General features: G+C 66.2%; 26 protein-coding genes and 1 tRNA gene. 9 read left to right on the top strand and 18 right to left on the bottom strand.

The features are described 5' to 3' along the window. Nucleotides 1-20 precede the first annotated feature (20 nt). Both rplS and trmD read right to left on the bottom strand, forming a co-directional pair. Entirely contained in the window at nucleotides 21-389 is a 369-nt protein-coding gene (rplS, locus tag ACGHN1_RS07050; protein ID WP_390549644.1) for a 50S ribosomal protein L19, read from the bottom strand. Between the two features lie 3 nt (nucleotides 390-392). Further along, nucleotides 393-1,127 (bottom strand): tRNA (guanosine(37)-N1)-methyltransferase TrmD, encoded by a 735-nt coding sequence (gene trmD / locus ACGHN1_RS07045; RefSeq protein WP_390549642.1) that lies wholly within the window; start codon nucleotides 1,125-1,127, stop codon nucleotides 393-395. A 29-nt stretch (nucleotides 1,128-1,156) separates the two neighbouring features. Between trmD and ACGHN1_RS07040 the strand changes: the two genes are divergently transcribed. After that, nucleotides 1,157-2,089 carry an NAD(P)/FAD-dependent oxidoreductase gene (locus ACGHN1_RS07040; RefSeq protein ID WP_390549640.1) on the top strand — a complete coding sequence of 311 codons (933 nt, stop codon included), beginning with the start codon at nucleotides 1,157-1,159 and terminating at the stop codon, nucleotides 2,087-2,089. On the opposite strand, the gene rimM is transcribed toward ACGHN1_RS07040, so the two are convergent. The 5 genes from rimM to ACGHN1_RS07015 form a co-directional block, all read right to left on the bottom strand. Continuing rightward, nucleotides 2,086-2,571 carry a ribosome maturation factor RimM gene (rimM, locus tag ACGHN1_RS07035; RefSeq protein WP_390549638.1) on the bottom strand — a complete coding sequence of 162 codons (486 nt, stop codon included), beginning with the start codon at nucleotides 2,569-2,571 and terminating at the stop codon, nucleotides 2,086-2,088. The genes ACGHN1_RS07040 and rimM overlap by 4 nt on opposite strands. A gap of 9 nt (nucleotides 2,572-2,580) precedes the next feature. After that, nucleotides 2,581-3,069 carry a 30S ribosomal protein S16 gene (gene rpsP, locus ACGHN1_RS07030; RefSeq protein ID WP_390549637.1) on the bottom strand — a complete coding sequence of 163 codons (489 nt, stop codon included), beginning with the start codon at nucleotides 3,067-3,069 and terminating at the stop codon, nucleotides 2,581-2,583. 33 nt (nucleotides 3,070-3,102) lie between these two features. Then, nucleotides 3,103-4,581 (bottom strand): signal recognition particle protein, encoded by a 1,479-nt coding sequence (ffh, locus tag ACGHN1_RS07025; RefSeq protein WP_390549635.1) that lies wholly within the window; start codon nucleotides 4,579-4,581, stop codon nucleotides 3,103-3,105. Between the two features lie 100 nt (nucleotides 4,582-4,681). Continuing rightward, nucleotides 4,682-4,757, bottom strand: a tRNA-Ala gene (locus ACGHN1_RS07020). Between the two features lie 97 nt (nucleotides 4,758-4,854). Next, nucleotides 4,855-5,175, bottom strand: a complete 321-nt coding sequence (locus ACGHN1_RS07015) for a TIGR02300 family protein (RefSeq protein ID WP_390549633.1) — start codon at nucleotides 5,173-5,175, stop codon at nucleotides 4,855-4,857. Nucleotides 5,176-5,381: 206 nt separating this feature from the next. Between ACGHN1_RS07015 and aroA the strand changes: the two genes are divergently transcribed. Genes aroA through ACGHN1_RS06995 form a run of 4 tightly spaced genes read left to right on the top strand, consistent with a single transcriptional unit; the run spans nucleotide 5,382 to nucleotide 8,597 of the window. Further along, nucleotides 5,382-6,689 (top strand): 3-phosphoshikimate 1-carboxyvinyltransferase, encoded by a 1,308-nt coding sequence (aroA, locus tag ACGHN1_RS07010; RefSeq protein WP_390549631.1) that lies wholly within the window; start codon nucleotides 5,382-5,384, stop codon nucleotides 6,687-6,689. Between the two features lie 41 nt (nucleotides 6,690-6,730). Further along, entirely contained in the window at nucleotides 6,731-6,967 is a 237-nt protein-coding gene (locus tag ACGHN1_RS07005) for a permease (RefSeq protein WP_390549807.1), read from the top strand. Then, nucleotides 6,964-7,974 carry a proline iminopeptidase-family hydrolase gene (locus tag ACGHN1_RS07000; protein WP_390549629.1) on the top strand — a complete coding sequence of 337 codons (1,011 nt, stop codon included), beginning with the start codon at nucleotides 6,964-6,966 and terminating at the stop codon, nucleotides 7,972-7,974. The genes ACGHN1_RS07005 and ACGHN1_RS07000 overlap by 4 nt, the downstream gene beginning before the upstream one ends. Next, nucleotides 7,971-8,597 (top strand): (d)CMP kinase, encoded by a 627-nt coding sequence (locus ACGHN1_RS06995; RefSeq protein WP_390549627.1) that lies wholly within the window; start codon nucleotides 7,971-7,973, stop codon nucleotides 8,595-8,597. Before ACGHN1_RS07000 ends, ACGHN1_RS06995 begins: the two co-directional genes overlap by 4 nt. 6 nt (nucleotides 8,598-8,603) lie before the next feature. Here the strand turns inward: ACGHN1_RS06995 and ACGHN1_RS06990 are convergent, their stop codons facing one another. Then, nucleotides 8,604-9,848 carry an HD-GYP domain-containing protein gene (locus tag ACGHN1_RS06990; RefSeq protein WP_390549625.1) on the bottom strand — a complete coding sequence of 415 codons (1,245 nt, stop codon included), beginning with the start codon at nucleotides 9,846-9,848 and terminating at the stop codon, nucleotides 8,604-8,606. A gap of 154 nt (nucleotides 9,849-10,002) precedes the next feature. Next, entirely contained in the window at nucleotides 10,003-10,716 is a 714-nt protein-coding gene (locus ACGHN1_RS06985; RefSeq protein ID WP_390549805.1) for an EAL domain-containing protein, read from the bottom strand. A gap of 432 nt (nucleotides 10,717-11,148) precedes the next feature. Here ACGHN1_RS06985 and rpsA point away from each other — a divergent pair, with 432 nt between their 5' ends. The 3 genes from rpsA (at nucleotide 11,149) to ACGHN1_RS06970 (ending at nucleotide 14,683) form a co-directional block, all read left to right on the top strand. Further along, nucleotides 11,149-12,855, top strand: coding sequence for a 30S ribosomal protein S1 (rpsA, locus tag ACGHN1_RS06980; RefSeq protein ID WP_390549623.1), 1,707 nt, complete (start codon nucleotides 11,149-11,151; stop codon nucleotides 12,853-12,855). Between the two features lie 93 nt (nucleotides 12,856-12,948). Then, a complete protein-coding gene (gloB, locus tag ACGHN1_RS06975) occupies nucleotides 12,949-13,704 on the top strand; it encodes a hydroxyacylglutathione hydrolase (protein WP_390549621.1) in 756 nt (251 codons plus the stop codon). Between the two features lie 4 nt (nucleotides 13,705-13,708). Then, nucleotides 13,709-14,683, top strand: a complete 975-nt coding sequence (locus ACGHN1_RS06970; protein WP_390549619.1) for an NADPH:quinone oxidoreductase family protein — start codon at nucleotides 13,709-13,711, stop codon at nucleotides 14,681-14,683. A gap of 56 nt (nucleotides 14,684-14,739) precedes the next feature. On the opposite strand, the gene ACGHN1_RS06965 is transcribed toward ACGHN1_RS06970, so the two are convergent. The 8 genes from ACGHN1_RS06965 to ACGHN1_RS06930 all read right to left on the bottom strand — a co-directional run bounded on the left by ACGHN1_RS06965 (nucleotide 14,740) and on the right by ACGHN1_RS06930 (nucleotide 21,305). Then, complete coding sequence (locus ACGHN1_RS06965) at nucleotides 14,740-15,285, bottom strand: hypothetical protein (protein ID WP_390549617.1); 546 nt, start codon at nucleotides 15,283-15,285, stop codon at nucleotides 14,740-14,742. Between the two features lie 16 nt (nucleotides 15,286-15,301). Next, nucleotides 15,302-15,796: an ATPase gene (locus ACGHN1_RS06960; protein ID WP_390549616.1), complete on the bottom strand. Its 495-nt coding sequence runs from the start codon at nucleotides 15,794-15,796 to the stop codon at nucleotides 15,302-15,304. Between the two features lie 67 nt (nucleotides 15,797-15,863). Continuing rightward, nucleotides 15,864-16,088 (bottom strand): F0F1 ATP synthase subunit C, encoded by a 225-nt coding sequence (locus ACGHN1_RS06955; protein WP_390549614.1) that lies wholly within the window; start codon nucleotides 16,086-16,088, stop codon nucleotides 15,864-15,866. A 30-nt stretch (nucleotides 16,089-16,118) separates the two neighbouring features. Further along, a complete protein-coding gene (locus ACGHN1_RS06950) occupies nucleotides 16,119-16,868 on the bottom strand; it encodes a F0F1 ATP synthase subunit A (RefSeq protein WP_390549612.1) in 750 nt (249 codons plus the stop codon). 19 nt (nucleotides 16,869-16,887) lie between these two features. Then, complete coding sequence (locus ACGHN1_RS06945; RefSeq protein ID WP_390549610.1) at nucleotides 16,888-17,196, bottom strand: AtpZ/AtpI family protein; 309 nt, start codon at nucleotides 17,194-17,196, stop codon at nucleotides 16,888-16,890. A 221-nt stretch (nucleotides 17,197-17,417) separates the two neighbouring features. Beyond that, the gene (locus tag ACGHN1_RS06940) at nucleotides 17,418-17,807 is read right to left on the bottom strand and encodes a YdbL family protein (protein ID WP_390549609.1); all 390 of its coding nucleotides are present in this window, start codon (nucleotides 17,805-17,807) and stop codon (nucleotides 17,418-17,420) included. A gap of 13 nt (nucleotides 17,808-17,820) precedes the next feature. Continuing rightward, nucleotides 17,821-17,976, bottom strand: coding sequence for a YnbE family lipoprotein (locus tag ACGHN1_RS06935; protein WP_390549607.1), 156 nt, complete (start codon nucleotides 17,974-17,976; stop codon nucleotides 17,821-17,823). A 92-nt stretch (nucleotides 17,977-18,068) separates the two neighbouring features. Then, nucleotides 18,069-21,305, bottom strand: coding sequence for a YdbH domain-containing protein (locus ACGHN1_RS06930; RefSeq protein WP_390549605.1), 3,237 nt, complete (start codon nucleotides 21,303-21,305; stop codon nucleotides 18,069-18,071). A gap of 71 nt (nucleotides 21,306-21,376) precedes the next feature. Between ACGHN1_RS06930 and radC the strand changes: the two genes are divergently transcribed. After that, nucleotides 21,377-22,090, top strand: coding sequence for a DNA repair protein RadC (gene radC / locus ACGHN1_RS06925; RefSeq protein ID WP_390549603.1), 714 nt, complete (start codon nucleotides 21,377-21,379; stop codon nucleotides 22,088-22,090). A gap of 19 nt (nucleotides 22,091-22,109) precedes the next feature. Here the strand turns inward: radC and ACGHN1_RS06920 are convergent, their stop codons facing one another. Beyond that, nucleotides 22,110-24,911, bottom strand: a complete 2,802-nt coding sequence (locus ACGHN1_RS06920; protein ID WP_390549601.1) for a DUF3857 domain-containing protein — start codon at nucleotides 24,909-24,911, stop codon at nucleotides 22,110-22,112. Between the last annotated feature and the right edge of the window lie 145 nt (nucleotides 24,912-25,056).

Genomic DNA, 25,056 nt, shown 5'->3' with positions numbered 1-25,056 from the left:
GCGGCTTGCGCCCCCAAACATCAGGACTTGGGTGCGTTGTCCCGGCGCTCGGCGATGCGGGCGCTCTTGCCCGTGCGGCCGCGCAGGTAATAGAGCTTGGCACGACGCACGATGCCGCGACGCACGACCTCGATGCTGTCGACGATCGGCGAATAGAGCGGGAAGACGCGTTCCACGCCCTCGCCGAAGCTCATCTTGCGCACGGTGAAGTTCGAACCCATGCCGCGGTTCGAACGGGCGATCACGACGCCTTCGAAGTTCTGCACGCGCTCGCGGGTGCCTTCGACGACCTTCACGCCCACGCGCACGGTGTCGCCGGCGCGGAAATCGGGGATGTCCTTGCCGAGGTTTTCGATCGCCTCGGCCTCGAGTGTCTGGATCAGGTTCATCGCCTAATCATCCTTCGTTTCATGCCGCGCGCCAGAGGCAGATCGGTCCCGAGCGCCACCGTGGCGCTCCCAAAGGTCCGGCCTGCGTAACCGTGTATCGTCCTCGCTGCGTTGCTTGCGCCACGCCGCGATCCTCGCATGATCCCCCGATCGCAGCACTTCAGGGATCGTGCGCCCTTCCCATTCGACAGGTCGGGTGAATTGCGGATACTCGAGCAACCCGTTCTCGAAGGATTCCTCGGTACCGCTTTCGGGCGCGCCCATTACTCCGGGAAGCAGGCGAATGCAAGCATCGAGAATGGCCAGCGCGGCCGGCTCTCCGCCCGACAGGACGATGTCGCCGAGCGAGATCTGCTCGACCTGCGGCCGCGCCTCGAAGAAGCGCTCGTCGAACCCCTCGAACCGGCCGCAGATGATGGTGACGCCCGGCCCGGCGGCGATCTCGCGAATGCGGCGCTGGGTAATGGTTTGGCCTCGGGGCGTCATCGCCAGGATCGGTCGGGCATCGGCGACGCTGTCCAGCGCAGCGCCCAGCACGTCCGCCTTCAGTACCATTCCCGCCCCGCCCCCGGCAGGCGTGTCGTCGACCGTGCGGTGTCGGTCGGAGGCGAAGTCGCGGATCTGCACCGTCTCGCACGACCACTCGCCCCGTTCCAGCGCCCGCCCGGCGAGCGACGCGCCGAGAGGACCGGGAAACATCTCGGGATAGAGCGTTAGGATAGTGGCGGCGAACGGCATGCTCCGCCCATGCGCGAGAGGGGACCCCGATGGCAAGCGACGCGACCAGCGAACCGGACGACTGTATCATCGTCGGTGCGGGACCGGCGGGGCTCACCGCGGCGATCTACCTTGCGCGCTATCACCTTTCGATCCGCATGTTCGATTGCGGCAGCAGCCGCGCGGGTCTCATCCCGACCAGCCACAACCATGCGGGTTTTCCCGATGGCATCAACGGCAAGGACCTGCTCAACCGGATGTACACGCAGGCCCACCGATACGGCGCGATACGCGAACAAGTGAAGGTCGAACACCTTGCCCAAGCCGGCGATTGTTTCGTCGTCGGCACCGACCAGGGCACCTACCGCGCCCGCTCGGTCCTGCTGGCCACCGGGGTCGTCAATCATCGCCCGACGAACCTGCCCGACGATGTGCACGACGCCGCGCTTGGCGCGGGCATGCTGCGCTATTGCCCCGTCTGCGACGGCTTCGAGGTCACAGACCGACGCGTCGCGGTGGTCGGAACATCGGATCATGGGACTGCCGAAGCCATGTTCCTGCGCGGCTACACGGCCGATCTGACGCTGGTTTCGCCCCATGGCGACCATGATCTCGACGATGCCTGCCGGCGCAAACTGGCCGATGCCGGTGTGACGGTTGTCGCGGGGCCTTGCGGAGGCTGGCAAATCGAGGGCGCGCGGCTCGGCTTCGAAACCGGAGAGGGGCGCATGCGCTTCGACAGCGTCTATCCGGCAATGGGATCGCACATCCGTTCCGAACTTGCCGAAGCGGCGGGCGCGAAGCTCAGCGACGAGGGCTGCATCGCGGTCGGCGATCACATGGAAACGAGCGTTTCCGGCCTCTTCGCCGCGGGCGACGTGGTGATCGGGCTCGACCAGATCAGCCATGCGATGGGGCAGGCAGGCGTCGCCGCCACCGCCATCCGTAATCATCTGGCGGAGAAAAGGCCGATCAGGCGCTAGTCGACGAAACCGGCTGCGACGATCAGCCGATCGTCGTTCCATTCGGGAACCGCCTGTTCGATCAGCGGGACCATGAAAGTCTTGCCATCGGGCTTCTCGATCTCGACGATATCGGTGGCGCCGAAATTCTCGACCGAACGGACGCGCCCGATGGCGTCCCCCGTATCGGTGACGACCGGGAGGTCGAGCAAGTCGGAGTGGTAGAACTCGCCCGGCTCCAGCTCCGGGAGACTATCACGCGGAACGGTTAAGACTGTGCCGCGCAGCGCCTCCGCGGCGGTGCGGTCCGCGACCTCGGCGAATCGGGCGATCGCGCCGCCCTTGCTGTCGCTCCGGATCTTCGACAGCGTCAACGCACCATCGTTGAGTCGCCGTGGTGCCTTCAGGCTGTCGAGTCCTTCGCCGAACAGCTTCAGGCGGACCTCGCCCGTCACGCCGTGCGCGCCGGAGATGGCGGCGAGCGTGACGGGCTTGTCCGGCATGGGTCGGCCTTACTCGGCCTTTTCTTCGGCTTCGGTCGCGGTATCGCTGTCTTCGGAAGCCGCGCCCTCTTCGGCGGAGGGGCTGTCCTCGACAGCGGCTTCCTCGGCCGGAGTGGGAGTGTTCGCCTCTTCCTCGGCGGCCTTTCTGGCTTCCTCGGCCTCGGCGGCCTTGGTGGCCTTCTCCTCGGCGCGCTCCTTGGCGGCTTCGCCAGGCTCGCCCTTCTTGGGGTTGTTGCGCGCAGCACGCTCTCGGACGCCGGCGGCGTCGAGGAAGCGGGCGACGCGGTCCGACGGGGTCGCACCGACGCTCAGCCAATGGCGCGCGCGGTCCTCGTCGAGCTTCACGCGCTCGCCCGAGTCCTTGGGCAGCATCGGATTGTATGTGCCGATCTGTTCGAGATACTTGCCGTCGCGCGCGGCGCGGCTGTCAGCGACGACGATGCGGTAATAGGGACGCTTCTTCGCACCACCGCGCGAAAGACGGATTGCAACTGCCATGTTAGTTCACCTTTCCAATGTAGATAACTGAAATCACTTGTTGTTCTTGAGCAATGCCTGAAGGTCGGGCGGCAGGGTGCTGGCATCCACGCCCGGCCCCTTCGAGCCGCCGGGCCCGCCGAGGCCGGGAAGACCGCCCGCTCCGCCCATCGCGCCGCCGCCTCCTCCGCCACCGAACAGCGCGCCGAGTCCCTTCAGTCCACCCATCTTCCGGATCTGCTTCATCGCCCGGGACATTTCCTGGTGCATCTTGAGCAGCTTGTTGACGTCCTGCACCTGCGTGCCGCTGCCCGCCGCGACGCGCTTCTTGCGCTTGGCGTTGAGCAGCGCCGGATTGCGCCGTTCCTTGCCGGTCATCGAGCCGATGATCGCATCCATGTGGACCAGCACCTTGTCGTCCATGTCGGAGGCGGCGAGCGCGGCCTTGGCCTTCTTCATGCCCGGCAGCATGCCCGCGAGCATGCCCAGTCCACCCATCTGCTGCATCTGCTTCAACTGCATGCGCAGATCGTCGAGGTCGAACTGGCCCTTGGCCATCTTGCGGGCGAGGCGTTCGGCGTCCTCCGCCTTGACCGTTTCCGCCGCGCGCTCGACCAGGCTGACGACGTCGCCCATGCCGAGGATGCGGCCGGCGACGCGCTTGGGATCGAATGCTTCGATGGCGTCGAGCTTCTCGCCCGTTCCGGCGAACTTGATCGGCTTGCCGGTGACGTGGCGCATGGAAAGCGCCGCGCCGCCGCGCGCATCGCCGTCCATCCGCGTCAGCACCACGCCGGTCAGCGGCACCTCGCCGGTGAAGCTCTGCGCGACATTGACCGCGTCCTGGCCGGTCAGGCTGTCGACCACCAGCAGCACCTCGGTCGGGGTCGAGACGCCGGCGATAGCCTTCATCTCGGCCATCAGCGCCTCGTCGACATGCAGCCGGCCCGCAGTGTCGAGCAGCAGCACGTCGGCGTTCTGCAGGCGCGCGCTTTCCATAGCACGGCGGGCGATGTCGACCGGCTGCTGGCCCGGAACGATCGGCAGGGTCGCGACCTCGGCCTGCGTGCCCAGCACTGCGAGCTGTTCCTGCGCCGCCGGACGGTTGACGTCGAGCGAGGCCATCAGCGGCTTCTTGCCGTGCTTCAAGCGCAGCATGCGTGCGAGCTTGGCTGTGGTGGTCGTCTTGCCCGAACCCTGCAGGCCGACCATCATCACCACGACCGGCGGCTTGGCGGCGAGGTTCAGGCCTTCAGGCTCGCCTTCGCTGCCGCCGAGCATCGATTCGAGTTCGTCGTTGACGATCTTGACGACCTGCTGGCCCGGCGTGACCGACTTGAGCACCTCGGCGCCGATCGCGCGCTCGGTGACGGCGTCGATGAAACGGCGCACCACCGGTAGCGCGACATCCGCCTCGAGCAGGGCGATGCGCACCTCGCGCATGGCGTCGCGCACGTCCTGCTCGGACAGCGCGCCACGGCCGCGAAGCTTGTCGAACACATTGCCGAGCCGGTCGGACAGATTGTCGAACATCGCCTACTCCTCGACCCCGCAAACCGGGAAAACGCGAAAAACGCCGGCGGACGAGAACTCGTCGGCCAGCGCGCGGGTGGTTACCCGGCTTGTATGTGACTGGTGGAGCCTAGCGGGATCGAACCGCTGACCTCAACACTGCCAGTGTTGCGCTCTCCCAGCTGAGCTAAGGCCCCGTTCCAGTCATGTACGCGGGTCTCATACCCGCATGCCCTGCCCTTCGGCAAGGCCGCGCCATCTAGGCGCGGGCCCTGCGCTTGGCAAGGGCGAAAATCAGCTCTCGTCGTCTTCGTCGTCGCCCTTGCCCTTGGACACGCCGAGGTCGTCGTCGCCGCCGAGATCGACGTCGTTGTCGGGCGAATCATCGTCCTCGTCGATGTCCTCCAGATCGTCGTCGGCCAGATCGCTGTCGGGCTCGGCGTCCTTCTTCTTCTCTTCCTCGAACGGGATCGGCTGCTTCGATTTCAGAACCGGCTCGGGTTCCCACTCGTTCCCGCATTCGATGCAGGTGACCGGGTGTTCCTTACCCAGATCGTAGAAACGCGTTCCGCAGTTCGGGCAGGTCCGCTTCGTGCCCCATTCCGGTTTGACCATGTGTAATCCTTAAGATCGCTGGCTCCGCCCAGATGCGGACGGAGCGGGAATTTCGTCTGTGTCAGATGGGATTCCGATCCCCCGATGCAAGCACCGGAATCGACAGCGCCGCGCGCCTTGCCAGAAGGTATGTGCGCTGTCAAAGCGCGCATCGCATCGCGCCATCGAAGCGTACCCCACGCGCCCGAAGAACCGCCGGAGTTTTCTTGACCCCCCACCGCTTCCTGCCTTCCGGCCCGCTCAAAGGACGCATCCGCGTCCCGGGCGACAAGTCGATCAGTCATCGGGCGCTGATGTTCGCTGCCTTGGCAGTCGGGCGCAGCCGCATTTCCGGGCTGCTGGAGGGCGAGGACGTTATGGCCACCGCCGCGGCGCTGCGGACAATGGGCGCGCGGATCGCGCGTGAGGGCGACGATTGGGTGGTCGACGGGGTCGGGGTCGGCACGCTGCTGCAACCGGACCGGGCGCTCGACATGGGCAATTCCGGCACTTCCGCGCGGCTTTTGATGGGACTTCTCGCCAGCCACGGGATTACCGCGGTGCTCACCGGCGATGCAAGCCTCTCGAAGCGCCCGATGGACCGCGTGATCGAGCCGCTTTCGCAAATGGGCGCGCAGTTTACCGCCTCGCCGGGCGGCACCCTGCCACTGACGGTGCGCGGCATGCAGCCCGCGGTCCCGATCGCCTATCGCCTGCCGGTCGCCAGCGCCCAGGTGAAGAGCGCAGTTTTGCTCGCCGGGCTCAACACGCCCGGCACGACCACGGTGATCGAGCCGGTGCCCACCCGCGACCACACCGAGCGGATGCTGCGCGGTTTCGGCGTCGAGGTCCGGATCGAAGAGCGGGACGGCGAACGCTGCGTCTCCCTGTCCGGTCCGGCGGACCTTGCACCTTGCGATGTCGCAGTACCGGGCGACCCGTCTTCCGCCGCCTTCTTCGCCGTGGCGGCGAGCATCGTCCCCGGGAGCGACCTCGTGCTCGAAAACGTCGGGCTCAATCCCACCCGCGACGGGCTGTTCCGCGTGCTGGTGCAGATGGGCGCGAGTATCGAGCGGCTGGACGAGCGCGAAGTGGGGGGAGAACCGGTCGCCGACCTGCGCATCCGCCATGCGCGCCTTCGCGGTATCGCGGTCGATCCCGCCCTCGCGCCGAGCATGATCGACGAATTCCCCGTCCTCTTCGTCGCCGCGGCTCTGGCCGAGGGCCGCACCACGACCGCTGGGCTCGAAGAACTGCGGGTCAAGGAAAGCGACCGCCTCTCCGCCATGGCGTCGGCGCTGCGGACGATCGGAGCGAGCGTCGAAGAGCGCGCCAACGGGCTGGTAATCGAGGGAACGGGTGGCGCACCTCTTGCCGGGGGCGGCCCCGTCGCCACCCACCTCGACCACCGGATCGCGATGAGCATGGCGGTGGCGGGCCTCGCCAGCAGGCATGGCGTGCAAGTCGACACCACCGAACCCATCGCCACCAGCTTCCCGAATTTCCTCGCTCTGCTGGACGAGGCGACCGGGTGAGCGAGGCTTTCGACATCTACACCGCGATCGGCTTCCTCGGCATGGCCTGCATCATCGCGGCCTATGCCTATCTGACCTGGAAGGACGACCCGAACCCCTTTGTCCTGCACGGCACCAACCTCGTCGGCGCCGCCTTGCTGACCGTCTCGCTGGTGGTCCACACCAACTGGCCGAGCTTGGTGCTCGAAGGCTTCTGGGCCGCGATCGCAATCTGGGGCCTCATCAAGGCGATGCGGCGAGGCAGCCCCGCCCAACCACGGAAGGAACCACCTCGATGAAGCTTGTCGCCACGCTGTCCGCGGCCCTGCTATCGGTTTCGCCCTCGTGGGCGCGGGACGTGACCCCACCCCCGTCTCCCGCCGACTGGTCGATACCCGACCGCGAACTCATGGTCCCGGTCGAAGGCGGTCGCGTGTGGGTGCGCATCGACGGCGATCTCTCCACGGACCTCCCCCCGGCGGTGCTCGTCCATGGCGGACCCGGCGGCACGCACACCAGCTTCGGCAACATGATGAGTCTCGCCGACGAGCGGGCCGTGATCCTCTACGACCAGCTCGATTCCGGCAAATCCGATCATCCAGGCGATCCCGCCAATTGGCGGGTCGACCGCTTCGTCGAGGAACTCGAGGCGATCCGCAAAGCGCTCGGCATCGAGAAATGGCATGTCATCGGCCACAGCTGGGGCTCGGCGCTCGCCCTGGAATATGCTGCGAAATATTCGCAGCACGTCGCCTCTTCCGTACTGGCGGGCACGTTCATTTCCACTCCGCACTGGATCACCGGCACCAATTTGCTGATCCGCGAATTGCCCGACGATGTCGCGGCTGCCCTGATTGCCTGCGAAGGCCCTACGCCGCCCGCGGCGGAGGTCTGCGAGCCGGCGAGCAAAGCCTTCTACAGCGCCTATAACGGCCGCCCGGACCGGCCCGCGGTCACGCCGGAGGAGAAGGCCTATCGCGAACGGTTCAACGGCAAGGGCTTCAATCCCGAACTCTATAACGCCATGTGGGGACCGAGCGAATTCTCCGCCCGCGGGAGCCTGGTTTCCTTCAATGCGACTCCGCTTTTGTCCCGCATCGACGGCCAGCGAACCCTGTTCATGATCGGACAGTACGACGAGGCGCGGATCGACGACGTGCAGGAGTTCGTCGAGCTCGCTCCGGGCTCGGAACTGGCCGTGATCCCGGGCGGGAGCCACTCCTCCTTTCACGAGCGCCCCGCCGAAAGCGAGGCGATCCTGCGCGCCTGGATGAGGCGGCACGACCCCCAGGACGCCGCACCGTGATCATCGCCGTCGACGGCCCGACCGCCAGCGGCAAGGGCACCATCGCCAAGGCGCTGGCCGCGCATTTCGGCCTGCCGCATCTCGACACCGGGCTGCTTTATCGCGCGGTTGGACGGCAGTGCTTCCTGGATGGCGGCGATCCCGACGATGCCGGCGATGCGCTTGCCGCCTGCAGCTTCCCCGACGGCCTGCTCGATGACCCGCATCTGCGCGACGAAGGCTCGGGCGGGCTCGCCAGCCGCGTGTCGGTCCATCCGTCGGTTCGCGAGGCGCTGTTCGAGCGCCAACGCGCCTTCGCCGTTCAACCCGGCGGCGCGGTGCTCGACGGGCGCGACATCGGCACGGTCATCGCGCCCGATGCCGATGTGAAACTCTTCATAACCGCCGACACCGAAACCCGGGCCAGGCGCCGCTGGGCCGAAATGCGCGAACGCGGCAAAACGGTCGATCTGGAGGATATCGTCGCCGACTTGAAAGCTCGCGACGAACGCGACCGGGGGCGCAGTCACGCCCCGCTGGTCCCGGCCGGCGATGCGCAGGTGATCGACACCAGCACGCTCGATCGCGATCAGGCAATCCGCTTCGTCATCGACGCGGTCGAAACGGCGCTCGCCCGCGAGTAGGCGCTCTCAAGCCGCCAGCTTGCCGCGGATGAAATCCTCGCTGCATTCGCGTTCGGTCAGCCCCCAATATTCCGGCGAAGAGGGCGCGGTGATGCTGTCCTTCGCGAAACTGTCGGAGATCGTCACGTCTTCGGGCACGATCGGCTGCCGATCCCGCATGGAATAGAAAGCGAGGACGCGTGGCGGTGCATTTTTGCGGCGCGATGCGAGGACCAGGGCAAGACGGTTGCTGCGCAGTTCGACCAGCATGCCGGGCGGGAACACGCCGATGCTCTGCATGAAGGCGAACTGCAGCTTGCGATCGAACTGTCCTTCCCAGTCCCACATCGCCGTGACCGCTTCGGCCGGGGTCCAGGCGTCCTTGTACACTCGCTCGGATGTCAGCGCGTCGTAGACATCGCAGATCGCGCCGAGCCGCGCGGCAATCGAAATGTCCCCGGCGGGCAGACCGAAAGGATAGCCCTGCCCGTCGGGCCGCTCGTGATGATGGCGGCAGACGTCGAGCGCGAGCTCGGGAATGTTCGAGGTTTGCGACAGAACCTGGAAACCGTGCTCCGGGTGGCCACGGACCTGTTCGAGCTCGCCGTCCGTCAGCCTGCCGGCCTTGTTGAGCACCTCGTCCGCGATGCCCATCTTGCCGATGTCGTGCAGCAGTCCGGCCATGCCGTAATCGCGGACCTCGCGTTCGGGCAGGCCGAGATGGCGCGCGACGGTGATCATCAGCGTGCAGACCGCGACCGAATGCAGGTAGGTGTATTCATCCTTCTTCTTCAGCCGCAGCACTTCCAGCAGGGTCCGCGGACTGCGCTCCACGCTGGCGACCACGTCGTCGACCAGATCGCCGACCTCGGTGATGCGGATCGCGCGTCCCAGGCGAACCTCGCCGAAATTGCGGCGCATGACCTTGAGCGAACGTGCGGCGAGCTTTTTCGCCTGGGCGCGCTCGTTGTCCTTCCAGCGGGCGTCGTATCTTTCCGGTTGTCGCGGGTGTCGCCCGCCTTCCTTGTCGGTTTTGCGACGCGCGAACGATGCGGGGTCCGCCTTCCGCGGCGGCTCCGAGGGCGCATTCGGGCCGAAGCCCAGCTGGTCGTCGATTACGACGTAGGGCACGTCGGAGGCGGCGAAACGCGGCACATCTTCGGGGCGCACGACGAAGCGGGGAAACCAGAACGGGTGGTCGAACCAGCTTCCACCGAACCGGCGGACATACATGCCCGCCTTCACCTCATGCGGAGCCAGCTTGTGTTCCATCGATCAACTACCCCTGCAGTTCGGATATTTGTTATGTTCCGATCCGCAACCCGCCTTTTCAGCTCCCCGGAGCTTTAGTGCAAAGGAGGTAAAGAAATTCTGAGCCGCTGCATGTTCGTCGGATCGATCGTTCGCGACCGACGCGTAGTTGCGCTCAGGCCACCGCAGCGTAATCCGCTCCGGGACCGGCGACAGCCGGAAGCTCGCGGAACGCCGGCCGTGCGAGATGATACCCCTGGATATAGCGAATGCCGAGGACCCGCAGCGTGTGGAATTCCTCTTCGGTCTCCACGCCCTCCGCGATCACCGTCACTCCGAGAGCGCGCGCAATACGGACCACGCCCTCTACGATCGCGCGGCGCGGACGCGAGGCTCCGATGCCGCGGATAAGCGCCATGTCGAGTTTGAGATAGTGGGTCTGTATATCGGCGAGCAGGCCGAGACCGGCGTGCCCCGCGCCGAAATCGTCGATCGCGGTGCCGAAACCCATCGCGCTGTATGTGTCGATAATGGTCCGCACATGCTGCGTATCGGTCATTTCCTCGTTCTCGGTGAATTCGAAGATCAACCGCTCGGTGGGAAAGCCGCAGGCATTCGCGGTCTTCAGGGTCAGCTGGATGCAGGCGAGCGGTGAATATACGGCGTTGGGGAGGAAGTTGATCGACAGCCGGGCATCGGTGTCGAGAATGCCCGCCGCGACCGCGCCTTCGATCGCGGCGACGCGGCACTGCTGGTCGAAGGCATAGCGGTTCTCCGGCGTGACCCTCGCCAGCACCTCGCCCGCGCCTTCGCCGTTGCCTCCGCGCACGAGCGCCTCGTAGGCGAAAGGCACGCCCGTCTCGCAATCGACGATCGGCTGGAACGCCATGGCGATGTCGAAATCCTGCCGTTCGGAGCGGCATCCCCGACAGCCTGTGGTGGACATATTTTCTATCCCTTCCACCGTTTTGATAAGGGCCAGGGAATAAGATATTGTGAAGGCTGACAAAGATTGCGACACCTCCAGCCATCCCGACGGTCCGTCCAACCGGCGGCCAATCCACGATACCGGGCCCGAGCCGTGAACGGGTTGACGGCGCGCAACCGCGCTTACCACTTGCAAATTCGGGCCATTGGCTCTACCCGGCCGCCCGTTCCAGACCATCTTCGGACAGGCGGGACCCGGACGGCGGCATTCGGCCATCGCCCGGCACGCGGCCCTCTTGCCCCGTCAGCCCCCGCAATGGTGCGGCGGAGACGGGTAAAGACCCCGGAAAAACCGGCGGCCGGTAGCAAAACGATACGAAGGACTACTGAACACATGGCAACCACAGCCAATCCCACCCGGGACGATTTCGCCGCGATGCTCGACGAGCAGCTCGGCAGCGTCGACGACGGCGGCTTCGAAGGCCGCGTCGTCAAGGGCACCGTCACTGCCATCGAGAACGGCATGGCGCACATCGATGTCGGCCTTAAAAGCGAAGGCCGCGTCGATCTCAAGGAATTCATGCGCGTCGACGACGAGCACGGCCTCGAGGTCGGCTCCGAGGTCGAAGTCTTCGTCGACCGGATCGAGAATGCCGACGGCGAAGCCATGCTCAGCCGTGATCGCGCGCGCCGCGAAGCCGCCTGGGACAAGCTGGAAAGCGAATTCGGCGAAGGCAAGCGCGTCGAGGGCCGGATCTTCGGCCGCGTCAAGGGCGGCTTCACCGTCGACCTCGACGGCGCCGTGGCCTTCCTCCCCGGCAGTCAGGTAGACATCCGCCCGGTGCGCGACGTCGGCCCGCTGATGGACATGCCGCAGCCCTTCCAGATCCTCAAGATGGATCGTCGCCGCGGCAACATCGTCGTCTCGCGCCGTGCGGTGCTCGAGGAAACCCGCGCCGAACAGCGCGGCGAGTTGATCGACAAACTGACCGAAGGCGAAGTGATCGACGGCGTCGTCAAGAACATCACCGATTACGGTGCCTTCGTCGATCTCGGCGGCATCGACGGCCTGCTCCACGTCACCGACATGAGCTACAAGCGGGTCAACCACCCCAGCGAGATGATCGAGATCGGCGCCACCGTGACCGTCCAGATCATCCGCATCAACGAGGATACCCAGCGCATCAGCCTGGGCATGAAACAGCTGGAAAGCGATCCCTGGGACGGCGTCAGCCAGAAGTACCCGGTGGGCGCGAAGATGACCGGCACGGTGACCAACATCACCGAATACGGCGCCTTCGTCGAACTCGAGCCGGGTATCGAGGGCCTCGTCCACGTCTCCGAGATGAGCTGGACCAAGAAGAACGTCCATCCGGGCAAGATCGTCTCGACTTCGCAGGAAGTCGAAGTGATGGTGCTCGAGGTCGACAGCGAGAAGCGCCGCATCTCGCTCGGTCTCAAGCAGGCCCAGCGCAATCCCTGGGAAGAGTTCGCCGAAGCGCATCCCGTCGGCTCCAAGGTCGAGGGCGAAGTCAAGAACGCCACCGAGTTCGGCCTGTTCGTCGGCCTTCCCGGCGACGTCGACGGCATGGTCCACATGTCGGACATCGCCTGGGGTATCTCGGGCGAGGATGCTCTCGCCCTGCATCGCAAGGGTGAGCAGGTCGAGGCGATCGTGCTCGATGTCGACATCGACAAGGAACGCATCAGCCTGGGCATGAAGCAGCTTGAAAAGGGCGCGCCATCCGCCGAAGGCGCGGATGCTGGCAGCCTGCGCCGCAACCAGACCGTCACCGTCACCGTGCTCGAAGTGCGCGATGGCGGCCTCGAGGTCCAGGTCGGCGACGACGGCGCGACCGGCTTCATCAAGCGTTCCGATCTCGGCCGCGACCGCGACGAGCAGCGCCCCGATCGCTTCCAGGTCGGCAGCAAGGTCGATGCGATGGTCACCGGGTTCGACCGCTCGAAGAAGCCCAACTTCTCGATCAAGGCGCGTCAGATCGCCGAAGAGAAGGAAGCGGTGCAGCAGTTCGGCTCGTCCGACAGCGGCGCTTCGCTCGGCGACATCCTCGGCGAAGCGCTGAAGAAGAAGGAAGACTAAGCTCCTTCCTCCTTCGCAGGACACGAAAGGCCCGCTTGCGAGACCCGCAGGCGGGCCTTTCCACTATTCGCCCCCTGCCCTACAATGCCGGCCATGCTCGAAATTCATCAGTTCCCGTGCCTGTCCGACAATTACGGCTTCCTGCTCCACGATCCCGACAGCCGCGAGACCGCGGCGGTGGATACGCCCGATGGGGCGGAATATCTGAAACAGGCCGATGCCAGGGGCTGGCGGATCACCCAGATCTGGAACACCCACTGGCACCCCGACCACGCCGGCGGAAACGAGGCGATCGTCGAGGCCACCGGCGCAACGACCATCGCTCCGCGCGAGGTCGAGAAGATCGCCGCGATCGACCGAGTCGTAGGTAACGGCGAGACCGTCACACTCGGCAAGCACGAGGCGCGGGTGATCGATGTGTCCGGCCACACCAACGGCCATATTGCGTATTACCTGCCGGACGACGCGATCGCCTTCGTCGGCGACAGCGTCTTCGCGCTTGGTTGCGGGCGCATGTTCGAAGGCGAGCCGAAGCAGTTCTGGGAGAGCCTGCGGCGCATCCGCGACCTGCCGCCCGAAACGACGCTCTACTGCGCACACGAATACACGCAGGCGAACGCGAAATTTGCGCTCCATGCCGATCCCGACAATATCGAGCTCCAGCAATACGCGCGCGAAGTGGACGAGAAGCGTGGGCGCGGGGAGCCGACCGTGCCGACCCGTCTGGCGCGAGAGATCGAGACCAATCCCTTCCTGCGCGCCGACAAGGAAGGCCTGCAGAATCGCTGGGGCGGCTCCACTCCGGCCGAAACTTTTGCCGCGCTGCGTGCCGGCAAGGACAATTTCTGACGTCATGAAGGCATTGCGGGTCGAGCGGCTGAGCCCCGACCTTTCGGGCGTGGTCCTTCAGGAGACCGACCGACCCGCACCCGGCGAAGGCGAGGTGCTGGTGCGAGTCTGCGCCGCGTCGCTCAACTATCCCGACCTGCTGATGACGCGCGGCGACTATCAATTCAAACCGGAACTGCCCTTCATCCTCGGTATGGAACTCGCCGGCGAGGTAGTCGAGGCTCCGCCGCAAAGCCGGTTCCGGGCCGGCGACCGCGTCCGTGGCGGCGCCAAGACCGGGGCGATGGCCGAATTCGCCGCGGTGCCTGCCGACACGCTACGCGCGGTCGCGGACGGCCTCGACCTCGATGCCGCCGCGGCTATGGGCGCGGCCTATCAGACCGCCTGGGTCGGGCTGGTCGAACTCGGGCAATTGCAGGCGGGGCAGACCGTACTGGTCCACGGAGCCAGCGGCGGCGTCGGCATGGCCACCTGCGATTTGGCAAGGGCGCTCGGAGCAACGGTGATCGCGGCTTCGCACCGGGCGGAGAGCCTCGCCGCGCTCAGCGCGATCGGGACAGCGGATCACTATATGCTCAACACCGGCCGCTTCCGCGAGGACGTGTCGGAGATTACCAAGGGGCGCCTCTGCGACCTCGTGTTCGATCCCGTGGGTGGCGATGTCTTCGATGAAAGCACCCGTTGCGTCGCCTTTGGCGGCAAGCTGCTCGTGGTCGGTTTCGTGGCCGGCAGGATACCGCAGATCGCGGTGAATATTCCGCTGATAAAGGGTTTTTCGGTCGTCGGCGTGCGGGCGGGCGAATATGCGCGGCGTTTTCCCGATCGCGGCGCGCGGATCGCCGAGGAGATCGACCGGCTCGCCATAGCCGGCGCGATCCACCCGCATATCGACTGGATACTGCCGCTTGCCGAATGGCAAGCAGGGTTCAACGCGATGGCGCGGGGCGAGATCACCGGCAAGCTGCTGATCCGGCCGTAGAACGAGAAAGGGCGGCCCCTTCGGACCGCCCTCTCGGAAACATGTGAAACTTTCGCCTAGAGCGAAGCGATCAGCTGGTCGGCCAGCGCCTTGTCGGCCTTGGCGTCATGCTTGCCGGCGATCAGCTTGCGGCTGGCGAGGGTCGCGGCCATCGCCGCGCGGTTGCGGACGTCCTGCACCGCCTCGCGCTCCGCGGCGGCGATCGTGTCTTCCGCCATGCGCTGGCGACGTTCGACCAGCGCCTTGCTGTCGGTCTCGGCCTGGGCCAGGATATTGCCCGCTTCGTTCCGGGCGTTCGCCAGCATCGCCTCGGCATCGCGCGCGGACTCGGCCTGTTGCCGACGTGCATCCTCGAGCAATGCTTCGGCTTCCTTGCGATAGCGTTCGGCCTCGTCGAGCGACTTGCGGGTCTCGGCGATCTGCGCATCGAGCTTCTCGGCAATGGTGCGGTGCACCTTGAAACCGAAGAAGGCGATGAGGAAGAAGATGGTGATCGAGGCATAGACCCAGCCCTCGGCCGCGAGGCCCAGGAGCTCGGGATGATAACCGCCATCCGCCGTATGGGCGGTCGGGGTTTCCTCGACGATCGACGGGAGTGCCATGCTCAATTTCTCCGCATCAGGTCCGCTGCGCCAGCGCCGCGTCGACCTCGGCCTCGGCCGCTTTCCGGTCGGGCTCGCCGCCCGTCAACTTGGCGACGATGGACTGCGCGCTCTCGACCGCAATCTCGCGGATCGCGTCGCCCGCGGCGCGGCGCGCCTCATCGATCCGGGCCTCCGCTTCGGCCAACTTCTTGCCGACCGTGGTCTCGGCGGCCTTGAGCCGCGCTTCGCTGGCCTTTGCCGCCTCGGCCTTGGCTTCCGCCACGCGGGCCCGCGCCTCGTCGCGCTTGCCGTCGAGCTCCGCACGGACCTCGTCGGCCAGCGCATCGGCCTTTTCCTTGGCCAGACGCGCAGCCTCGAGATCGCCCGTCACCTTGTTTTCGCGCGCATCCATCACCTTGCCGAGCCGCGGCAGAGTGGTCTTCACCACGCCGAAATACAGCACGAGAAAGAACACCGTCAGCCAGAACAGCTGCGGAATGAAGACCGTGGCGAAATCGAATTGAGGCATCGCGGCTACCCGAATGGCTGACTGTCAGGTCGGCGCGGCGACATGATCGCCCCCGCGCCGGACCGGATCAGGAGAAGGCCAGCGCCAGCGCGACGACGGCCGCGATGAGGCCGAGCGCCTCGGTCACGGCGAAGCCGAAGATCAGGCGGCCGCCCATCTTGGCGTCGGCTTCCGGGTTGCGCAGTGCGCTGTTGAGGTAGTTGCCGAAAATGGCACCCACGCCGATGGCGGCGAGACCCGCACCGATCGCGGCGAGACCTGCACCGATTACCCGAGCTGCTTCAGCGTCCATTGTAAAAACCTTTCCTTGGTATTCGTTCGATTAGTGGAGATTGACCGCATCGTTCAGGTAGAGCGATGCGAGAAGGGCGAAGACATAGGCCTGCACCACCGCGATCAGGATCTCGAGCGCGGTGAGCGCCACGTTGACCGCCAGCGGCAGCACCCCGAAGACATAGGGCAGCGCGCCGAAGGAACCGAGCGTGACCACGAAGGTGCCGAACACCTTGAGCAGCACGTGGCCCGCAGTCATGTTCGCGAACAGCCGGATGGCCAGGGTGAAGGGGCGCGAGAGGAAGCTCAGCACTTCGATGATGAAGACGAACAGGCCGAGGACGATGTTGGCATCCTTGGGCCAGAACAGGCTGAAGAAATGGAGGCCATGGCGCCAGAAACCGACGATGCAGACGACGATGAAGACCAGGAAGGCGAGCCCCAGCGTCACCGAAATATGGCTGGTGGGGGTGAAGGCGCCGACCCAGGGCAGCATGCCGAGCAGGTTGCAGACCAGCACGAACATGAAGATCGCGAAGATCAGCGGCGCGTAACGCTTGCCTTCAGGCCCGACGTTCTCGTCGAGCATCCCGCGCACGAAGTCGTAGACGTATTCGACCGCCGCTTGCCAGCGGCCGGGCACCATCTGCGGGCGCGCGGTACCGACGAACATGAAGACCGCGATCACGCCGATCGCGATCGCCATCCACAGCGAGGAATTGGTGAAGGAGAGATCGTAACCCGCCGCCTCGAGCGGCTTGAGAGCGACGATCTCGAACTGTTCCATCGGGCCTGCCACGATATACTCCCGTTGACCCTCAGTTGGTTGTTTCGTCGGAATCGAACTGCGCCGAGGTCTTCATCGCGCGGCGCGTGCCGGCGGCGAAGCCCAGGATCAGCAGGACGATCATGCCCCAGGGCGAGGTGCCCAGGCCGGCCCAGTTGTCGATCGCCCAGCCGATGAAGCCGGCGACGAGGATGGTGCCGACGAATTCGATGCCCACGGCCCAGCCACGCGTTTCCGCCCGGCCTTCGGCCCGGCTCGCGCCGTGATCGTGCTTCGCCTGCGCTTCGGCGATCCGGCGATCGAGATCGTCGCCGTTCTTGTGTCCGTTGCTGTCGGCCAAAGCGTGCTGAGCCCCGCGAGAATGTTGCCTGCCCGAAAGGGCGCATCAGGATGAAATTCGCCACCGGCAATTGGCCCGCAAGTGCGAGCCAGCCGTTGCGCCGCCCCCTTAGAAGGGGGTCAAACCCGAGTCAACAATGGGCAGCGGCACACTCGCGCATAAGCTGCAAGCCTTGCCGCATTTGCGTCAACCCCGATGCAGGGCGCGGATCGGGCCCCGGGTCAGGGGCAGCGCGGGTCGCGGATCGGAGGACCGCTGCCACGGGTCTGCCAGCTGCCGTCGGGTGCCTGATACTTCTCGCCCGGCTCGGTCTTGAGAATCGCCTGGCAACCGGCGGCAAAGGCATATTCCTCCAGCGTCGCGTTGGCGGCCTGGGCCTTTTCCGAATAGACGGCACGGCGCTTGATGTTGATGTCGTTGACGATGCGCTGCAATTCGGCGCTCCCGGCGCCGACGATGCCGATGTATCCGTCCATCTTCTCGCCGATCTGCCCGGCTGCGCGCGCCGCGGCGTAGGCGGGATCGCGCTGGGCGAAGGCGGGGCCGGCGATGCCGCCCGCCGCCATGGCCAACCCGGCAAGCGCGAGTGCGGTTCTGGTGAGTGTCTTCATGGTCCTGTTACCCTCAGAAAATATCTGCGTTCTCGTCGATCGTGTTGCCGGCGTCCTCGGCCAGCCGGTAAATAACTTCCTGGCGGATGTTGACGTTGAGTTCGATCACGATCGGTTCCTCGGGCGCATTCACCGTGATGCACCCCGATAGCGCGAGCGAGGCCAGCATCAATGCCGCCGGTTTGCATGACGCCTTTCCGCCCATGGCCCGCATTTTCGCAAGATGCGCGGTCCGCGTCAAATTCCCCTGTCTCATAGTCCTCACTCGCTTTCTTGGCGCTGAATGGCCGTATTCGTGTTCGGTTTGTCCGGAACGAGGTCGTCCGGCTCGATATCGGGTTGGGCTTCTTCGCCGGTGATCTCGCGTCGCAGCAACCGGGTGCCGTCGTCCGAGAGCAGGCCCAATTCGCGTGGGTCGCGGATCGCCGCCGGATCGTAGAGCGAACGCACCGATGTGATCAGCTGGTAGAACTGGGCTGTGATGTTGATCCGGAACTGCAGCGGCAGGTTGGCGAGCCGCCGGGTGATGAAGTTGGTTTCCGCGCCCTCCCCCTGCCGAACTCCGTCGAACCGCAGCCTGGTAATGATCTCGCCGGTCAGCGGGCCGTCCATCACCACCCGCATCTGCGAATAGTCGAGGCTGCGCAGCGAATCGAAGGCGAAATTGGCGATCGGCGAAAGGTCTTCGTAGGTCAGCTCGCCGACATAGGAGATGTTGCCCCCCGGCGGACGCGAGATCAGCAGCCCCTGTTCGATCCTGCCGTCGCCGCTTGCGTCGAAGACGATGGGCACGGTACCGTCGAAGATGCCGGTGGCGCTGACGTTGCCGATGTCGAGCTGCTGGACGAAAACGCCGGCATCCAGACCGACGATCTCGAAGACGTAGCGTCGCTGTTCCTCGACGCCGAAATTGAGGTCGGTCTCACGCAGGATCAGCTGTCCCCCCATGAACGGGAAAGTCGCGCCCGCGACCGAAAGGAACTGCCCTTCGCGCAACCCGAATTCGACCACGCCGTCGGCCACTTCGATCCCCGGATTGACCGAGGCGACGCGCAGGCTTTGGCCCGGCGCGGTGGTGAGGCCGAGGAGATCGCTGAAGACGATCGTGCCGCTGGCTCCGCGCACCGGACCGAAAGCGGCGGCAAAATCGAGATCTTCGGTGGAATAGCTGCCTGTGCTGGTCACCGCCTCGCCGCCCCAGTCGATCCTGCCGCGCCCCGTCACCGTGCCGCGTGTGTTGGCGACGACGCCGATGGCCTTGACCGTCAAATCGCCGGGTTGAAGATCTTCGTCGAACAACAGGCCGGCGGTGGCGAGATCGGCATGGCCGCCACCCGTCGCTAGGTCGTGGCGGATATCGGCGGAGGTGACGATCCGGTCGCTCTCTGGATGGCGCAGTTCGGCGAAGGCAGTGATCACATTGTCCTGAAGCGTCAGCGACGCGTCGCGGGCAATCAGCGGTTCGAACCGGTCGGACTCCTCGCGGTCGAACAGGCGGAATTCGCCGTCGGCCAGGGTCAGCACTCCGTCGGCGTAGCGCCAGGTGCCGGAGGTTTCGCGGATATCGAGCGGAACGGCGTCGAGCGTGACGTCGGCATCGGCGAAACGGCCGGAGATATCGCTGCCGAGGCGCGCGTCGAGATTGCTGATGGTGAAGCGGTTCGCGGTGTCCGCCGGCCCGAGCGTGACGTCGAGCGCGCGCGCCGTCATCACTCCGGGATAGGCGAAGCCGACCGGCCCGCTGGCGATCCGGATCGGAGTGCCGCCGAGCATGCCGACAATATCGAGGCTGGGCGCGCCCGCCGCGATCCTGACACCTTGGCCGGAACTGCGGACGATGGCGCTGCCGGGCGCCGGACACAGCGTCACGTCGCGGCGTTCGAAGACCAGCTGCGCCAGCTCGAGCCGGTCGAAACCGAGCGCGGTACATTCGCGCCACAGCGCCAGTTCGCCGCCCGGCCCGTATCGTCCGCTGACCGGCAGGCGCAGGTTGCGGGTCGATCCGCCCGGCAACGGCCCGCTGGCGACGACGCGGCCGGAAAAATCCAGCGCGCCGTTCGCCGCCTGCGCGACGGTCATCTGCGGGATGGCGAGCGAGGAACCTCCGGCCGAATATTCGTCCATCGCCAAGCGGAAAACGGTGTCACCGCCGGGCTCGCGCTCCATCCGCCCGGTGAGCCGCGGCAGACCCGACCCGGCGCTGGCGATGTTGCCGCTGATCGTGGCGGGACCGCCGCCCGCGCTGCTCAGCTCGACCTGCGAGAGCGAAAGCAGACGCGCGCCGCTGCCGCCGCGCATCTCCGCACGGGGCAGCAGCACGGTCAGCCGCTCGCCATTCACCCGCGCGGTGAGGTCGGCGGCAAAGGCGCTGCCGCGCGCTTCCCGGCGCAGTGCCGCGGCGAACTGCCGGGCCAGGGGTGCGACCAGCGTCCCCTCGCCCACCCGCGAGAGCGAGGCGATGCCGCTTTCGAGCGACGGCCCCGACCGCAACCCGTTGCCCTCGATGTCCGAGCGCAGCTGGACCTGCTCGAAGCCGTCCCCGGCACGGATGGTCCCGTCGAAGGTCACCAGCGCAGCGAGCGCCTGCGGCGTGCGGATGCCCCGCGCGGCGACGATATGACGCGCGTCGAGCACGCCCTCGCGCCAGGACGCGCGGATCGAACCGTTGAGCCCGGCCAGGGCATATTCGCCGTACCGCCCTTCGCCCGTGTCCAGCGAGATCTGACCGCGAAGCATGTCGAACGCGGCATCGCTCGTGGCATCGACCCGTGCGGCAACCCGCTCGAGCGAGACGCCGGCCTCGGGGCAGGCGATGGTGGCTGCGCGCAGCGGACCCTGGAAACGCGGTTCGCCGCCCGCAGTGCTGAGCTGGCCATAGGCGCTGGCGCCACCGATGGCGCAGCCACTCGCAACAAGATCCGGCGCTGCGATGGCGAGGACGCCGTCGAACCCGTCGGCAATCGGCCCCTCGCCCTCGAGCTTGATGCCCATCGGGCCGAAGTCGGTTTCGAGCAGCCCGCGCCCGTCACGGATGGCGACGTCGATCTCGGGCAGGCCGGGCGGCTCTCCGGTTTCGCGGAACAGCAGCGGGTCGAGCGCGCCGAAGCTCAGCGTGCCGTCGCGATAGCTTCCGAAGAGCCGCGGCCGCGTGACGGTGATCCGTCCGATTTCCGGCGTGCCGAACCGCCAGCGAATCTCCACTTCTACGGTTTCGGCGGTAAAATCGGGCGCGGCGGGGTCGCCGACCACTACGTTCGAGAGTACCTGGCGCTGGCCGCCGATGCGCGTGATCTCGTAGGTCGCCGGGACGCCGTAGGCTTCCAGCTGATCCTCGATGACATCGATGGCGATCCGCTCGCGCGAGAGCCAGGCGACCAGCGTCAGCATGGCGACCAGCGCCAGCACGGCGTTCGGTACCCACCAGCGCTTCCTGCGCCAGCGCGGCCGCCGGGGCGAAATCACATCGGTCTCGCTCTGGCTTGGGTCGCCTTCGGCCATCGTCCTCACGCAGTCGTGTTGATCCCTTGCGCCTCGACCCCACCGAAGGCAATGCAAATGCTTTCAACTCCATGGGGAGAAAAAGGTTGCCGGAGCCAGGCGCGAAAGCCCCAGCCCATTCCGGAACGGGTCACCGCGCGCGTCTGCGCCAGCGGCTGCTCGACGGCGGGGACGAGGCACTGGCGGATTATGAGCTGCTCGAGTTCCTGCTCTTCGCCGCGGTCCGACAGGGCGACACCAAGCCCGCGGCCAAGGCGCTGATCGCGCGGTTCGGATCGCTGGCAGGCGTGCTCAACGCGGATGCCGAGGCGCTGAAGGGCGTAAAGGGCGTCGGCGATGCCGGCGCGGCGGCGATCCGCAGCGTCTCGCTCGCCGCCCGGCGGATGGCGCGCGGAAAGGTTCGGGACATGCCGGTTTTGAGCAGCTGGCAGGCGCTGCTAGACTATCTCGCGATCGACATGGGTTCGCTCACCCGAGAGCGCGTGAGGGTGCTCTATCTCAACACCCGCAACCGGCTGGTCCTCGACCATCTCGCGCACGAGGGCACGATCGACGAGGCGGCGATCCATCCGCGCGAGGTGATCCGCAAGGCGCTCGACCTCGGTGCGACGGCGCTGATCCTGGTCCACAACCACCCCAGTGGCAGCCCCGAGCCGAGCCGCGCCGACATCGCCATCACCCGCCGCATCGCCGAGGCGGGCGCCCATCTGGGCATCACCGTCCACGACCACGTGATCATCGCCGGGGACGATCACGTGTCGCTCCGGGCCAAGGGGTTGATCTGACCGACTGCGAAAACGCCCCTTAGGGCACCAGGCCCCATCTGGCGTATTCGCTGCTCACGGCCGGACGCATCGCGGTCGCTTCGGCGATGGATGCCTGGCCGCCCTCCCGATCGCCCTGCGCGATCAGGATCAATCCGCGCAGATAGCGCGTCTCCGGCATCAGCCGATGTTCGCGCAAGGCGGCCTCGGCGTCGGCCAGTGCCGCGGCGTAATCGCCCACCCGGTAATGCGCGAGCGCCCGGCTATCGAGCGCCGCCGGACTGTAATTGCTGCGTTGCACCGCCTCTTCGCAGCGTTCCAGCATGGCCGGGTCGATCGCATCGTTCGTGCCCGCCAGCCAGCACAGGGCGTTAAGCGTGCTGCCATCTCCCGGCCGTTCATCCAGAGTGGCTTCGAGAAGCGCGATACCCTCCTCCGCCCGTCCTGCCCAGCCGAGCGCCACCGCCATGACCTGGTCCGCCTGATACCGCTCTTCGGCGAAAGCCGCATATTCCTCCGCGAGCGAAAGCGCTTCATCGCTCCGCCCCAGCCGGCCCAGCCAGTCGACCCGGTCGCCATAGCTCCAACCGGTCGGAGAGAGATTTTCGGCGGTTTCGATGTCTGCGAGAGCCCCTTCCAGATCGCCCATCGCCGCTTTGAGACTGGCCCGCGCGGAGTAGACGTTTTCGTCCTCCTCGATCGCCAAGGCCGCATCGTAATCCGCCAGGGCACCGGCGAAATCGAGCGTTCCCTCCCGGAACGCGGCCCGGTTGACGTAGGGCAAGGGTTCGTCGGCATCGGCATCCGCGATCAGCTTTTCGTAGGTCGCCTCGATCGCGGCGAGCGGGCTCCGGTCGTCGCCATATTGCCACGATCGCGTCACATCGTCGGGTGCGACGAGCAAGGGCAAGGCACGCTCGTGCAACGCGGCCTGCCGCCGGGCTTCCGCGATCTCGGAGGCCGGGATTTCCCGCCGGGTGCTGCGATTGCTTTGCTCGATCGACAGGCGGTCCCCCGACAGCACGGCATCGGACGTCAGGCGGACGCCGGCGATGGTGGTATCGATCGGATCGGAATTGCGCAGGGTAAATTCCTGCGCGCCATCGGGCAGAAGCACCTCGACATCGGAGGTGAAGTACAGCGGAAAGTTCATCCGCAGCGGAATGTCCCGCCATGCCGCGCGGGAGCGGTTGCCGCCGATGGTGAAATCGGCGGCGGCCTGACCGGGAGCGGAGAGACGGTAGATGCCGCGGTCCTGAGTCCACGGCGTCGTCATCAACCCCTCGGCGGTGTAGGTGGCGATGCCGGTCTCGGCGTCGAAATCCGCCGCGAACTCGGTCATCTGGACGTCGCCCAGCACGCGGCTGACGAACATCCTGACCATGTTCTCGGTCGCTTCCTCGTCGTCGAGCTGCACCAGGCTTTCGGCCGCCACCGCACTCGCCCCGGTGTGGGCGATGGAAATGTCGAAGAGCGCGGGCACGCCGAGCCCGGCGCGACTGTCGAGCGTCAGGCGTATCGCACTGTCCGGCACCGACTGCCCGCGCTCGTCGATCGCGATCAGCTCTGCCCCGTTTTCGCGCAAGGGAAGCGCGTGGTAGAAGGCCGGAACCTCGTCCATGTTGGCGAGCCGCGTGCCCCGCGAAGTGCCGTCGAGCCAGTAATTCTCCCCGTCGATGGTTGCCCGAACGATGACATGGTTGAAGCTTGCCGGAGCGGGGAGGAGAGCGGGCACCGCATCGCCTGCCTGGGTCCGGACCAGCACCGATTCCGCCTCGACTCCTAGCGCGTCAAGCATCGCGGCAAGAAGCAGGGACTTGGCCTTGCAATCGCCAGAGCGTTCCTCCCACGTCGCCATCGGAGATTGGGGGAGATAATTGCCGCCATCGAGGCCGTTCATGAGATAGCTGACCCGATCCTGCACGAACTGGGTGGCGAGGACCGCCCTTCGCTTCCGATCGGCTCCCGCGGTTTCGGCGATCTTCTCGACCTCGCGCATCAGATCGCTGCCCGGTTCGATCGCGCCTTCGGTGCGGTAATAGGGTGCCATGACCGCGGCCACTTCGGCATAATCGGCAAAGCTCGACACGGTAAGGATGGGAGGCAGGAGATAGCGATGCGGCGCGTCGCCCGGCATCTCCGGCTGTTCGGGCAACGGCAAGGGCACGTCGAGAAAGGTGTAACCGCCCTCGGTCTCGACCTTGGGATCGGCCCCCTCGCCACTGATCTTCCACTTTATGTCCGCATCTTCGGGCCAGGAAATGCTGAGGCCGAAGTCGCCGAACGGGACCGGTTCGGTCATCAGGATGTCGGCGAACTGCATTTCGTCGCCGAGCGCCTGGTCCGAAATAGTGACGGAAACGGCCATCCGCAACACGTCGCCCACCCGTGCACCCGATACGGGCATGGTGGCCGTCAGCCGACCGTCCAGAACACGGTTTTCCAGTTGCTGCTCGCGGCGCAGGACTTCGAAGCGGCTGCCGTTCTCCAACAGGTCGATCACCTCGCCATCGCGAACCAGTTCGACAGCATGGACGATCAGGTCGCCCTTGTCCGGCATCCAGACGTGCGAAATCTGATTCATCTGGGTGAGCGCTTCCGGTGTCGCCAGCCGGATCGCCGCGTCGGAATAAGTCCAGACCCTGCCATCTTCCAGCCGAACCCGCTTTTCCGCCCGCACGAGAGGAGACTGCGCGGCAAGGTCTTCGGCGCTCAGCGGCTCGCTGTCGATCCAGTCCGGCACCGGCTGGTACAGCGGTTCGTCTCCAGCCGCTGCCGGGACGGCGAAGGCGGCGCAAGCGATAGCGATTGTGGAAACGGTTGCGACCCGAATGCGATACACTGATAATTCCCCCGATATTGAAGGCGTTGGCCTCCGCTAGCGAATTTGCCTCAACGGTCGCCGGGTTGCAAGGGCGCGAAAAGCGTCCGAACCACCCCTTGCCTTCGCCCCACCCTCGCTTTAGCCGCGCCCCAACCTCGCCAGC

This window comes from Qipengyuania sp. MTN3-11, assembly GCF_042851825.1.
In the GTDB taxonomy this organism is placed as follows: domain Bacteria; phylum Pseudomonadota; class Alphaproteobacteria; order Sphingomonadales; family Sphingomonadaceae; genus Qipengyuania.
Note: the sequence above shows the minus strand (reverse complement) of the source record. Positions and strands in the feature narration are given on the sequence as shown.